Source organism: Staphylococcus simulans (genome assembly GCF_025561465.1).
In the GTDB taxonomy this organism is placed as follows: Bacteria; Bacillota; Bacilli; order Staphylococcales; family Staphylococcaceae; genus Staphylococcus; species Staphylococcus simulans.
This window is the reverse complement of sequence record NZ_CP095100.1, coordinates 1-13900: the sequence shown is the minus strand read 5'-3', so window position 1 is coordinate 13900 and position 13900 is coordinate 1. Positions and strand designations below refer to the sequence as shown.

Here is a 13900-nt window from a genome sequence, read left to right as displayed (position 1 = left end):
TCTTTAACAGAAACACTTTCAAACTATTCTATTTCAACCGATTATCCTTAGAGGGTAGTCGGTTTTTCTTTGTGTTTCAGGAAATAACAAGACGGGAAATATTAATTTTCCATATAAAAAGAGGACGCTATGTTGGTAAGGCATAGCGTCCATGTGGTAGGTAAATATATATATTGGAACGAGGTTGGATCATCTTAATTCGTTTTCCAACTACTCGATGATCCCATTTATTTTGTTGCAGGGCCGATTTTTTCTTTTCCGCCCATGAACGGTACCAATGCTTTTGGAATCGTAATTGATCCATCAGCGTTTTGGTAATTTTCAACAATTGCTGCAAACGTACGACCTACTGCTAAGCCGCTTCCGTTCAATGTATGAACTAATTCTGGTTTAGCATCTTTGTCGCGTTTGAAACGAATGTTAGCACGACGTGCTTGGAAATCTGTCATGTTAGAGCATGAGCTGATTTCTTTGTAATCTTGATAACTTGGAAGCCAAACTTCTAAGTCATATGTTTTACTTGAACTGAAACCTAAGTCGCCAGTACAAAGAATGACACGACGATATGGTAATTCAAGTTCTTCTAAGATTGCTTCTGCGTCGCTTGTTAACTGTTCTAATGCATCCCAAGAATCTTCAGGTTTTTCAAAACGTACCAACTCAACTTTATCGAATTGGTGTAAACGGATTAAGCCACGTGTGTCACGTCCGGCAGAACCCGCTTCACTTCTGAAGCAAGCTGACTGTCCAGTGAACTTGCCTGGCAATTTATCTGCAGACAAGACTTCTTCGCGGTAGAAGTTAGTTAACGGTACTTCCGCAGTAGGAATCATGTAAAGTCCTTCTTTTTCAATCTTGAATAAGTCTTCTTCGAATTTTGGAAGTTGACCTGTACCATACATAGAATTTGCATTCACAAGTTGTGGTACCATCATTTCAGTATAGCCGTGCTGTGTTGTATGTTTTGTTAACATGTAGTTCATTAATGCACGTTCTAACTGTGCACCTTCATTTGTTAAGAAGACGAAACGCGCACCAGATACACGTGCAGCACGTTCGAAATCTGCCATACCTAATTCTTCAACTAAATCCCAGTGTGCTTTCGCTTCGAAGTCGAATTCACGAGGCGTACCCCATTTTTTCACTTCGATGTTTTCTTCATCAGTTTCGCCTTCTGGCACATCATCATGCATGATATTAGGGATTGTAGATAATTTATAATGTAAGTCATCATCCACTTCGTTTAACTCAGTATCGATGTCTTTGATTTTATCGCCAAGTTCTCTCATTTGTTTAATGACATCATCCGCATTTTCTTGGTTGCGTTTTTTCTCAGCGATTTCACCGCTTACTCGGTTACGTTCAGCTTTCATTTCTTCTGCTTTACCGATTAACTCACGGCGTTTACCATCAAGTTCTAATACTTTGTCCACGATTTGTGGGTCCATTCCGCGTAATCTTACTTTCTCTTTCAAGCGATCCGTTTCGTTTCTAAACAATTTAATATCTAACATGTGTCAGTCATCCTTTCAAAATAAGTGTCGGGGTATTTAAATTCAAATTAATAATATAATTAGAGCAGCTGAAAAAAGAATAAAAAAATACCACGCCCCTACAAGGGACGTGGTATTACGTGTTGCCACCCTATTTAACAGTATGTATCAAATTAATTGATGCACACTGCACTCTCTCTAAAATAACGGTTAAACCGGTTGTTCTCTCAAATGCAGGTAGATTCGTCACGTAGTCTTAATTGCTTATTCACACCAACCATAAGCTCTCTGGAATTAATAACTAGGATTACTTATCCTGCGAACAATGTCTTATGAACTTAACTTCACTATAGCAAATAGTTATTTGAATTGCAACTCAAATATAAAATTTTTCTGAATTCAAGAAAAATTCATGTTATTTGCATTCTGCATCAGTATACGCTGCTTGCTGTAAATAACGCGATACTTGCGTGATATCATGATGGAATTGACGGTCTTCTGTAATGGATGGCGTAATATTTCTTAACGTCTCATATTTCTCAAGTGAGCGTGGCGATAATTGATCAATACCTTTTAATTCCACCGCTTGCAGCGCAATAATTAATTCAATCGATAACACTCTACGCGCATTATCCACAATTTGATAGCCATGTCTTGAACCAATTGTACCCATAGAGACATGATCTTCTTGGTTCGCAGATGAAGGGATAGAATCCACACTCGCAGGATGCGCCAATGTTTTATTTTCTGATACTAAACTCGCTGCCGCATACTGCATAATCATCGCACCACTTTGTAAGCCTGGTTCAGGACTTAAGAAAGCAGGTAAACCACCATTCAATTGTGGATTTACTAAACGTTCTAAACGACGTTCTGCGATATTCGCAAGTTCACTTACCGCAATTTTCAAGAAGTCTAACGCATATGCAACAGGTTGACCATGGAAGTTGCCGCCTGAAATAACTAATGTTTCATCACCTTCATGGAAGATTAACGGATTATCATTCGCCGCATTCATTTCACGTTCTAATTGTTGTTTCACAAATTTCAATGTTTCAAAGCTTGCGCCATGAACTTGCGGAATACAACGTAACGTATACGCATCTTGAACTCTGATTTCACCTTGTGTCGTCGTTAACTGAGAATCCTCTAACCAATACAACATACGATCTGCGACTGCACTTTGTTCAGGGAAATTACGCGCATCATGTACTTCAGGACGATACGCATCCGTAATACCGTTTAACGCTTGATGTGTTAACGATGCAATCCATTCTGATTGATAAGCTAACGCTTCCGCTTCAATCCAGCTGATGACACCTTGTGCTGTCATAGCTTGTGTCCCGTTAATCAACGCCAAACCTTCTTTGGCAGATAACGCTAACGGTTCACGACCTAATTCATGTAAGACCTCAATACTCTCTTTTTCTTCTTGTTGATAAAAGACTTTGCCTTCTCCAATTAAAGCTAACGCAAGATGAGATAGAGGTGCTAAGTCACCTGAAGCGCCTAATGAACCTTGTTGTGGAATAATCGGAATAATACGTTCATTAATAAAATAAACTAATTGATCAACTAAATCAGTTGTGACACCTGAATGACCTTTCAACATTGTATTCAAACGTAAAATCATCATCACAAGTGCAACATCATGAGAAAACGGATCACCTGTACCGCAAGCATGTGAACGAATCAAGTTCACTTGAAGTTGATTATATTGCTGTGGATCGATTAAGACATCACTAAACAAGCCGAAGCCTGTTGTAATTCCGTAAATCGTTTCTTTATTTTTAATAATATCTTCTACAATGGCACGACTTTGTTTAACGCGTTCCATCGCATCAGATGAGATTGTTACCTTATCTTGCTGGTGTAAAAATTTTTTTATATCTTCAATTGTGAGCGATGCTCCGTTTAATTCTAGTGTCAATTGAATTACCCCCTCAGAAAATAAATGTATACAATTATCCCAAGTATACGCTTACATTTTTAGAAGGACAATAGATTCTGCCAAAGCCGTAGCGTGTTAATACGTCACTAGTTTAGCACGCTAAATTTAAATAACAGTTTTCTATCCAGCCAGACAATATGAGTTAAACAAAGGTAATCTTCAACCGTTCATCCTTACGCGCACAAGACTTTACAAAACGTTCAATAAGTCTTCGCAATGAAAGTGTTGACTTACCTAAACGATAGGTATAAGATGTTGTAATGCATTGAGAAACAATCAACATTACAGGTATGAAAGGCTCACTCCAATGATATGGGTGTGCTTAAATTTTATAAATAATCAAATACATCGAAAACCTAAAGCTCCATTGTATGAAGCTTAAGTGTAAAATGAATGGGTTATGGAGGGATTATGGTGGAAATTTTAACAGATGTTACGATTCCAAAACGAAAAGATGAGACGCACAAAGGAGATTACGGCAGAATCTTATTAATTGGCGGAAACGCAAATTTAGGCGGCGCAATTATTATGGCTGCACGTGCATGTGTGTATAGCGGAAGCGGTTTGATTACAGTTGCAACACACCCGACGAATCATGCGGCTTTGCACTCACGCTGTCCTGAAGCGATGGTCGTGGACATTAATGATACGAAGATGTTAACAAAACTTATTGAAACATCAGACAGTATTTTAATCGGCCCTGGACTTGGTTTAGACTTTAAAGGCAATAATGCGATGACATTCTTGCTTCAAAATATCCAACCGCATCAGAACCTGATTATTGATGGTGATGCGATTACAATTATGAGTAAATTAAAAGTGGAAGTACCTAAGTGTCAAAATGTTGTGTTCACACCACACCAAATGGAATGGGAAAGATTAAGCGGCATTCCAATTGAGGAACAAACTTATGAACGTAACCGTGAAGCTGTAGATCAAATACACTCTGCAGTTGTCTTAAAACAACATGGCACAGAAATCTATTTAAAAGATAACACGTACAAATTAGAGATTGGTACACCAGCTATGGCTACTGGCGGTATGGGTGATACATTATCAGGTATTATCACAAGTTTTATCGGTCAGTTTGACGACTTTGATTATGCGGTTAAAACTGCGACATATGTGCATAGTTATATTGGTGAACACTTATCTAAAGAAATGTACGTTGTTCCGCCATCAAACTTAATCGCAGAAATCCCATATGCGATGAAGCGTTTAGAAGAAAAAGAAAATTAAACTTAATCTATTAAGAGTAATAAAAAAGCTTTCTGCTTAACCTAGTGGTTTTGCAGAAAGCTTTTATTTTATCTATTCACTTAAATTATTCTTCTTCGTTATCTTCATCTTCTGAATCTGCGCTTTCAATATCTTCGTTCACGCGATCCATGAAGTCTTGTCTTAATTCAGTGCGTTCACCGTCTTCTTCTACAGTTTCATCTAATTCTTCTGTATGAATTGTACGGTCATCATCTTCTGATTCTACGACTTGTTCACTGATTGTTGGTGTTGGACCATTTTCACCTGGTTCTGTTTCATCTTCAGAAGTACCTTCTAATTCATCTTCTGGTTCTTCTTGAACTTTCGCAACCGTAGAAACAAATTGTTCATCGCTCAAGCGGATTAATCTTACCCCTTGTGCTGAACGTCCGTTTTGTGAAATGTCGCCGACATCGATACGGATAATCACACCATGGTTTGTGACAATCATTAAGTCCTCTTCGCCTGTTACTGTTGTGATGCAGACGATATCACCGTTTTTCTCAGTAATCGTAGCTGTTTTGATACCTTTACCGCCACGGTTAGACACACGGTATTCTTCAAGTGGTGTACGTTTACCGTAACCATTTTCAGTGACTACTAATACTTCATCTTCACTATCGCCATTTGCGACTGCGAGTCCGATGACTTCATCACCTTCACGTAAAGTGATACCTTTTACGCCGGCAGCTGTTCGGCCAAGTGGACGTAAGAGTGATTCTTTGAAGCGGATAAGTGATGCACGTGATGTACCAAGTAAGACATCTTTTGAGCCATCTGTAAGACGTACTGCTACGAGTTCATCTTCATCTCTGAAGTTGATCGCAATCTTACCGTTTCTATTGATGTGTGAGAAGTTGCTTAGAGATGAACGTTTCACGATACCGTGTTTCGTTGCGAAGATTAAGAAGGCATCTTCTTTCTCTAAATCTTTCACCGCAATCATCGTACTGATGACTTCATCATTTTCAAGCTCAATTGCGTTGATAACTGGAATACCTTTAGACTGACGTGAGAGTTCCGGCACCTCGTACCCTTTAAGTTTGTAGACACGTCCTTGGTTCGTAAAGAACAATACATGGTCGTGGGTACTCAATGTGACAATTTGACTCACGAAGTCTTCTTCTAATGTATTCATACCTTGCACACCGCGACCGCCACGATTTTGTGCACGGTACGTAGAAACAGGTAAACGTTTGATGTAGTTATTATGACTTAATGTGATTACAATTTGTTCTTCAGGAATTAAGTCTTCATCTTCAATATGGTCTAAACCGCCAAGTTGAATTTCAGTACGACGTTCATCACCATATCGTTCTCTGACTTCGATTAATTCGTCACGAACAAGTTGTAATAATTTTTCTTCGTCAGCAAGAATCGCTCTTAATTCTTCAATGTATGCAATTAAGTCGTTATATTCAGATTCAATTTTATCTCTTTCTAAACCTGTTAAACGTCTTAAACGCATATCTAAGATAGCTTGTGCTTGACGCTCAGATAATTTGAAGCGTTCTTGTAAACGTTCCATTGCTACTTTATCTGTATCAGATTCACGGATTGTTGTGATGATTTCATCAATATGGTCTAACGCAATACGTAAACCTTCTAAGATATGTGCACGGTCTTCAGCTTTTTTCAAGTTGTATTCTGTACGTCTACGTACGACTACTTTTTGATGTTCTAAGTATTCGACCAATGCTTCTTTTAAATTAATTAATTTCGGTCTGCCATTGATTAAGGCAATCATGTTTACACCGAATGAAGCTTGAAGTGGTGTTTGTTTGTATAAATTATTTAGAATAACACTCGCATTCGCATCTTTACGGACATCGATTACGACACGTACGCCAGTACGTAAACTTGTTTCATCACGTAAGTCTGTAATACCATCAATTTTCTTGTCACGTACTAATTCTGCGATTTTCTCAATCATACGCGCTTTGTTGACTTGGAACGGAATTTCAGTCACAACGATACGTTGACGACCGCCGCCGCGTTCTTCAATTTCAGCACGTGCACGCATTTGAATAGATCCACGTCCTGTTTCATAAGCACGACGGATACCGCTCTTACCTAAAATTAAACCAGCAGTCGGGAAGTCCGGTCCAGTAATGTCTTCCATCAATTCTGCAATTGTGATATCAGGATTATGACTTAAACTTAATACACCATTGATGACTTCTGTCATGTTGTGAGGTGGAATGTTCGTCGCCATACCTACCGCGATACCTGCAGCACCGTTCACTAAGAGGTTAGGGAAACGTGCCGGTAAGACTTCCGGCTCTCTTTCCGTACCATCATAGTTATCGATAAAGTTGATTGTGTCTTTATTGATATCTCTTAATAATTCAGTCGCAAGTTTTGTCATACGTGCTTCTGTATAACGCATTGCAGCTGCACCATCGCCATCCATGGAACCGAAGTTACCTTGGCCGTCTACAAGAGGATAACGATAGCTGAAATCCTGAGCCATACGTACCATGGCTTCATAGATAGATGAGTCACCGTGAGGGTGGTATTTACCCATTACGTCACCTACGATACGTGCGGATTTCTTATACGGTTTATCAGGCGTCATCCCTTGTTCATTCAACCCGTACAAAATACGACGATGTACCGGTTTCAAACCATCTCTGACGTCTGGCAAAGCACGAGATACGATAACACTCATCGCATAGTCTAAGAACGATTCACGCATCTCGTTACTAATATTTCGTTCAATTATTCTTGATTCAGGATATTCAGCCATCAAGATTGCCTCCTTAAGTTATTAATTCCGTAGCTGTTTCGCTGATTCATAGCTTCCAAAATTAGAAATCCAAGTTCGCGTAAACCGCATTTTCTTCGATGAATTGACGACGGTTTTCTACAACATCGCCCATTAACATTTCGAAAGTTAAATCCGCTTCAATCGCATCTTCTAATGTCACTTGTAACATTGAACGATGCTCTGGATTCATTGTTGTTTCCCATAATTGATCTGCATCCATTTCACCTAAACCTTTATAACGGGCAATAGACCATTTCGGTGTCGGTTTCAATTCAGATTTCAATTTCTCTAATTCACGTTCGTTAAAGACATAGTATTTCTGTTTACCTTGTGTCAATTTGAATAAAGGCGGTTGTGCAATGTATACATAACCCGCTTCAATCAACGGACGCATGAAGCGATAGAAGAATGTCAATAACAGTGTTCTGATATGCGCACCATCCACATCGGCATCTGTCATGATAACGATTTTGTGATAACGTGCTTTCGAAATATCGAATTCTTCTCCGATACCGGTACCGAATGCAGTAATCATAGAACGGATTTCATTATTATTTAAGATTCTGTCTAAACGTGATTTTTCAACGTTCAAGATCTTACCACGTAGCGGTAAAATCGCTTGTGTTCTTGAATCACGACCAAGTTTTGTAGACCCCCCGGCAGAGTCACCTTCGACGATGAAGATTTCACTCTCTTCAGGGTTTTTACTTGAACAGTCAGCTAATTTACCTGGTAAGCTTGAAACTTCTAATGCTGATTTTCTACGAGTTACTTCACGTGCTTTTTTAGCTGCGATACGTGCACGAGAAGCCATCATGCCTTTTTCGACAATAATACGAGCAACTTGTGGATGTTCTAACAAGAAACGCTCCATATCCTCTGTGAAGAGTCTGTCTACGATTTGACGAACTTCAGAGTTGCCGAGTTTTGTTTTTGTTTGTCCTTCGAATTGAGGGTTGCTGTGCTTAATTGAGACAACCGCTGTTAAACCTTCACGTGTATCTTCACCAGATAAACGCTCTTTATCATCTTTCATAATGCCTTGTTGAATACCATAACTGTTCAATACACGTGTTAACGCACGTTTAAAGCCATCTTCATGTGTACCGCCTTCGTAAGTATGGATATTGTTCGCATAAGATAATAAGTTTGTTGAGAAACCGCTGTTGTATTGCAATGCAATTTCTACTTCCACGTCATCTTTACGGTCATGTAAGTAAACCGGCTCATCAAATAAAGGCTCTTTATTCTCGTTGATTAACTCAACGTAAGATTTAATACCGCCTTCATAGTGATATGAGTCTTCTTTTACTTCTTCACCGCGTTCATCACGTAAAGTAAGCTGAATGCCTTTGTTTAAGAAAGCCAACTCACGAATACGTTTTTGAAGCAATTCATACTGATACGTTGTTGTTTCAGTAAAGATTTCAGGGTCAGCTTTAAAGCGGATTTCAGTTCCTGTATGTTCTGTTTCGCCAACCACTTTCAAATCATATTGAGGAACCCCGCGTTTATACGCTTGGTTATAAATTTTATTATTACGGTGTACAAACACTTCTAATGTTTCAGAAAGTGCGTTAACAACTGAAGATCCTACACCATGCAGACCGCCTGATACTTTGTATCCGCCACCGCCGAATTTACCGCCGGCATGCAATACAGTTAAGATAACCTCAACTGCTGGACGGCCCATTTTTTCTTGAATATCAACTGGAATACCACGGCCGTTATCTGTTACACGAATCCAGTTATCTTTCTCGATAATGACTTCGATTGTATCAGCATAGCCAGCCAATGCTTCGTCAATACTATTATCTACAATTTCCCATACAAGATGGTGCAGACCTCTTTCTGAAGTCGATCCGATATACATACCTGGACGTTTACGAACGGCTTCAAGTCCTTCTAATACCTGTATTTGTCCAGCACCATAATCTTCCGTGTTGTTCACATCTGACAATGCTTCCACCTTCACTTTCTATCACTTGATAATTTCACCTTGATTGATTCGGTAAAGTTTTGCATGTTTCATAATTTCATGATCAATACCTTCTACAGACGTTGTAGTCACAAATGTCTGCACCTTATCTTGAATTGTACTCAGCAGGTGAGTCTGACGAGAGTCATCTAATTCACTCAGCACATCATCAAGCAATAAGATAGGGTATTCGCCGACTTCTTTGTTAATCAGTTCAATCTCAGCCAGCTTAATTGATAATGCAGATGTCCGCTGTTGACCTTGTGAGCCATAAGTCTGAGCATCCATCCCATTAACGTTAAAACCTAAATCATCACGGTGCGGACCATAAAGGGCCACGCCGCGTTCTATTTCTCTGTCCATATTGTCAGCCATCAATTGCTGCACTTCTTCAAACAAAGCCGCTTCATCCTCAGTATCAGACAACTTCAAGCTCGGACGATATTTAACCTCTAAGCTTTCTCTGTTGTCTGTAATGCTGGCATGAATCGGTTGTGCAAGCACTTCTAATTCCTCGATAAAGTGCGCACGCTTCAAAGTGACTTTAAGCGCATACTCCGCAAACTGCTGATTTAATACCTCAAGCATTGTGCGGTCTGTTTTCTGCTTAATCTGAAGCTGTTTTAAGTAATTGTTCTTTTGTTTCAAAATCCGTTGATATTGAGACAAATCATTCAGGTAAACCGCAGACATCTGACCTAGCTCCATATCAATAAAGCGGCGTCTGACTTGCGGTGATCCTTTGACAATATTCAGGTCCTCTGGGGCAAAAAGAACAACATTCAAGTGTCCGATATATTGTGTCAGACGATGTTGTTCTAAATGATTTACTTTAACCTTTTTGCCTTTTTTAGTTATAAACATGGTCAATGGCATCTTCCCATGTCGATAACTCAGCTCACCTTCTATTTTAGCATACTCAGCCCCAAAGCGTATGAGCTCTTTATCATTTGAAGTTCGATGGCTTTTCGCTAATGCAAGTGTGTAAATGGATTCTAATAAATTAGTTTTGCCTTGCGCATTTTCACCAATCAAAATATTCACATCTGGATGGCAATCCAATGCGACTTCTTCATAATTGCGATAATTTTCAAGTTGGAGTGCATTTAATTTCATTGGTCACCTTGATGAGCAATTACAAAAGAACCCACTTCAGGTATTTCAATTTGATCGCCATCTTCGAGTTTTTTACCACGACGTGTTTCACGCTCACCGTTTAAGAAAACTTCGAAATCTTTTAAAAACCATTTTGCCTGTCCACCTGATTCAATAATGCCTTCAGTTTTCAGGAATTGTCCTAAAGTAATGTCACCTTCAACCATGATTTTTTCAGTCAACACACTCACTCCATTTCTTTATAAGGTCATTAATATATTATACCTTTTTTCGTAATAAATTTCATGTTTGAGCGGTTGAAATCTAGCGTTTTCTCATCATTTTTTCACGTTAATCTCATATTTTGAATTTTTCAGCGTCTTTAACACTCATTTTTCGCATTTTAAAAGGTGACATTGAACATTTTAAGCGCATCGATATTTTTATCCTAAATAATTTTAAAGTGCATTCAGCGACATCTGAGACACTTTAAAATGAATTTCACGTTGTTATTTTGAATCTGCCATAAAAAACGGAAACCCTGCAAAGAGGATTTCCGTTTTTTAAAGTGAATGTCACCTTTTGTTTTTGAGATTAGTATGTTCTGATTGGCAAGATTAATTGCACAACTGAATCGTCATCTTTTGGCTTTAATGTGAATGGTTTCATCGTACCGAAGAATTCAACTTCTACTTCGTCATTATCGATTGCTTTTAAAGCATCCATCATGTACTTAGAGTTGAATGAGATTTTCAAGCTGCTGCCTTCCACACTGTTTGCATCAACATCTTCTTTTACCGTACCGATTTCTGGTGATGTAGAAGAAAGTTCGACTTCTTGATTGCCAGTGCTTAATTTGATTACGTTATTACCGCCTTCACGCGCAAGTAATGACGCACGATCAATTGCGTGATAGAAATCACTGTTGCTCATTTCAATTTTTGTTTCGTAGTTCTCTGGGAACAAACGAGATGTATCTGGATAATGTCCTTCAAGCAATCTTGAAATGAAATTGATGTTGCCGACTTTAAATAACACTTGGTTAGATGCGAAGAAGATATTAATGTCATCTTCTGAATCAGTGACAATTTTATTAAGTTCAGCTAAAGCTTTACCTGGAATGATGACATTTTTATTATCAATGTCTTCGTCTTCTAGTTTAAGTTTACGAACTGCTAAACGGTGTGAGTCTGTTGCAGTGCATATTAATTCATTATCTTGAATCAACCAGTTCACACCAGTTAAAACTGGCCGTGTTTCTGAGGTGGACACTGCGAAGTTTGTTTGTGCAATCACGTTTTTAAGTACTTTAATTGGTAATTGAATTGCGTCATCTTGAGAAACTTGAGGTAATAATGGATATTGATCTGGGTCTAAGCCGCTCAAGTTGAACTCTGAATGACCTGAAGTAATCAATGTTTGGAATTGCTCATTTGTTGATAACTTCACATCTTTGCCTGGTAATTTTTTAATAATATCTACAAAGAAACGACCAGGAAGTACAACGGATCCTGTTTCAGTAATCGTTACAATCTCTTCTCCGTCAACTTCTTTAGGGATTGAAATTTCAATTGAAATCTCAGAATCTGAACCTGTTAAAATAATGCCTTCTTCTTTTGCATCGATTTTGATACCCGTTAAGATCGGCAATGTTGTTCTTGGTGAAATGGCTTTTAATGTGTCATTTAATTGATTTATGAAATAGTCTCTTTTAATCGTGAATTCCATCATAAATTTTAAACTCCTTCCAGTCGTTTATAACTTAATTATATAGGTTTTAAAACCGTAGTAATAGTAGTAGGGGCTGTGGATAAGTGGATAACCGAGTTAAAACCTTGTCACACAAAGTTATACACATGTGGATAAACTGTGTATGGTGTGTACAACTTTTACACATTGTCCACAATGACGATTTAGTTCGCTGTATTATAACAGCTTCGATTTCTCACTTATTTTTACCCGAATTGCTAGTAAAATTATTTAAATGTTTACTGATTTCGAATTTCTTTCTCCAAATTTTCAACTTCTTGTTTGAAAATCGGATCTTTTTCCATATCTACCCGTATTGTTCTATGAGCATGAATCACAGTTGTATGATCACGTCCCCCGAACTCTTCTCCGATTTTAGGAAGGGAGAAATCTGTAAGTTCACGTGATAGATACATCGCGATTTGACGCGGATAGGCAATGGATTTCGTACGTTTTTTCGCAATGAAATCTTCTTGGCGCACATTGTAATATTGACCGACTACTTTTTGAATATCTTGAATTGTAATTTTCTTAGATTTCGGTGTTTGAATAATATCTTTTAGTGCTTCAGCAGTCAGTTCAGTCGTAATCGGTTCACCTTGTAATCTTGAATAGGCGATGACACGTGTTAATGCACCTTCTAATTCACGAATGTTCGACTGAATTTGATTTGCGATATAGGTTAAAGATTCTAATGGAATATCCACATCTTCTTCCTCTAATTTTTTCTGCAGAATAGCCATTCTTGTTTCATAATCGGGCGGTGTGATATCAACGATCAAGCCCCATTCGAAGCGTGAACGCAGGCGATCTTCTAATTTCGAAATTTCTTTTGGTGGTCGGTCACTTGAAATCACAATTTGTTTTTCTGCTTGGTGTAAGTCATTGAAAGTATGGAAGAATTCTTCTTGTGTTTGTTCTTTGTTTTGAATGAATTGAATATCATCAATCAATAGAACATCAATGTTTCTGTATTTTTCACGGAATTGTTCCGTTTCGTTATCACGAATAGATTTAATAAATTCATTCGTGAATTTTTCACTTGATGTGTAGATAACTTTCGCATCTTTATTATTTTGTAGAACATAATGACCGATAGCATGCATCAAGTGAGTTTTGCCTAAACCTACGCCTCCGTAGATGAAGAGCGGGTTGTAAGCTTTTGCGGGTGCTTCCGCGACTGCAAGACTTGCAGCATGAGGGAAGCGGTTCCCAGGTCCGATAACAAAAGTTTCGAATGTGTTGTGTGCGTTAAATTGATCTTCGCTGCTGCTTAGGAAACCAGGAGTTTCCGTTTCTTTTTCTGGTTGTTTGTCTTTTTGATCGTCTTTAAGTTTTTTATCAGCTGTTAAATCGCTTTGAATGACAAATCGAGGTTTAAGCGGCGTTCCAATCGCTTTTTCGAATAAATTTTCTACAATATCCATGTATTGCTTCTTTAGAAAATTTTGAATGAAGTTATCTTCGACTAAAATAATCGCTTCAGAATCTTCGATGTCGATCAGCTTTGTTTTTGGAGGCTCAAACCAAGTTGAGTAACTGACTTCTGCCAATTCGCTTTTAGCTAATTCAAGAACTTTTTCCCAAATTTCTTCTTTTGACAT

The 13900-nt window shown here is 38.4% G+C and carries 9 protein-coding genes and 1 other annotated feature; of the genes, 1 reads left to right on the top strand and 8 read right to left on the bottom strand.

What is annotated here, in order from left to right; genetic code table 11:
- Positions 1–227: 227 nt before the first annotated feature.
- Together serS and hutH are read right to left on the bottom strand one after the other, a co-directional pair.
- Positions 228–1514: a serine--tRNA ligase gene (gene serS / locus MUA87_RS00045; protein ID WP_002480288.1), complete on the bottom strand. Its 1287-nt coding sequence runs from the start codon at positions 1512–1514 to the stop codon at positions 228–230.
- 100 nt (positions 1515–1614) lie between these two features.
- Positions 1615–1819 (bottom strand) — a binding site (T-box leader).
- A gap of 89 nt (positions 1820–1908) precedes the next feature.
- Complete coding sequence (gene hutH, locus MUA87_RS00040) at positions 1909–3423, bottom strand: histidine ammonia-lyase (RefSeq protein ID WP_070848802.1); 1515 nt, start codon at positions 3421–3423, stop codon at positions 1909–1911.
- Positions 3424–3858: 435 nt separating this feature from the next.
- On the opposite strand from hutH, the gene MUA87_RS00035 reads away from it, so the two are divergent.
- Positions 3859–4683, top strand: a complete 825-nt coding sequence (locus MUA87_RS00035) for an NAD(P)H-hydrate dehydratase (protein ID WP_023014869.1) — start codon at positions 3859–3861, stop codon at positions 4681–4683.
- A gap of 85 nt (positions 4684–4768) precedes the next feature.
- Here the strand turns inward: MUA87_RS00035 and gyrA are convergent, their stop codons facing one another.
- The 6 genes from gyrA to dnaA form a co-directional block, all read right to left on the bottom strand.
- The gene (gene gyrA, locus MUA87_RS00030; protein ID WP_262550971.1) at positions 4769–7453 is read right to left on the bottom strand and encodes a DNA gyrase subunit A; all 2685 of its coding nucleotides are present in this window, start codon (positions 7451–7453) and stop codon (positions 4769–4771) included.
- 61 nt (positions 7454–7514) lie between these two features.
- A complete protein-coding gene (gene gyrB / locus MUA87_RS00025) occupies positions 7515–9443 on the bottom strand; it encodes a DNA topoisomerase (ATP-hydrolyzing) subunit B (RefSeq protein WP_031262353.1) in 1929 nt (642 codons plus the stop codon).
- Positions 9444–9455: 12 nt separating this feature from the next.
- On the bottom strand, positions 9456–10568 hold the full coding sequence (gene recF, locus MUA87_RS00020) for a DNA replication/repair protein RecF (RefSeq protein WP_002480293.1): 1113 nt from the start codon (positions 10566–10568) through the stop codon (positions 9456–9458).
- Positions 10565–10774, bottom strand: a complete 210-nt coding sequence (gene yaaA, locus MUA87_RS00015; protein ID WP_199790672.1) for a S4 domain-containing protein YaaA — start codon at positions 10772–10774, stop codon at positions 10565–10567. Before yaaA ends, recF begins: the two co-directional genes overlap by 4 nt.
- 367 nt (positions 10775–11141) lie before the next feature.
- Positions 11142–12278 (bottom strand): DNA polymerase III subunit beta, encoded by a 1137-nt coding sequence (gene dnaN / locus MUA87_RS00010; protein WP_107540171.1) that lies wholly within the window; start codon positions 12276–12278, stop codon positions 11142–11144.
- A 257-nt stretch (positions 12279–12535) separates the two neighbouring features.
- Positions 12536–13900 (bottom strand): chromosomal replication initiator protein DnaA, encoded by a 1365-nt coding sequence (gene dnaA / locus MUA87_RS00005; RefSeq protein ID WP_002480296.1) that lies wholly within the window; start codon positions 13898–13900, stop codon positions 12536–12538.

Excerpts from the sequence above, each read along its gene's own strand:
- serS (WP_002480288.1), bottom strand. The coding sequence starts at position 1,514 with ATGTTAGATATTAAATTGTTTAGAAACGAAACGGATCGCTTGAAAGAG.
- gyrA (WP_262550971.1), bottom strand. The coding sequence starts at position 7,453 with ATGGCTGAATATCCTGAATCAAGAATAATTGAACGAAATATTAGTAAC.
- recF (WP_002480293.1), bottom strand. The coding sequence starts at position 10,568 with ATGAAATTAAATGCACTCCAACTTGAAAATTATCGCAATTATGAAGAA.
- yaaA (WP_199790672.1), bottom strand. The coding sequence starts at position 10,774 with ATGGTTGAAGGTGACATTACTTTAGGACAATTCCTGAAAACTGAAGGC.
- dnaN (WP_107540171.1), bottom strand. The coding sequence starts at position 12,278 with ATGATGGAATTCACGATTAAAAGAGACTATTTCATAAATCAATTAAAT.
- dnaA (WP_002480296.1), bottom strand. The coding sequence starts at position 13,900 with ATGTCAAAAGAAGAAATTTGGGAAAAAGTTCTTGAATTAGCTAAAAGC.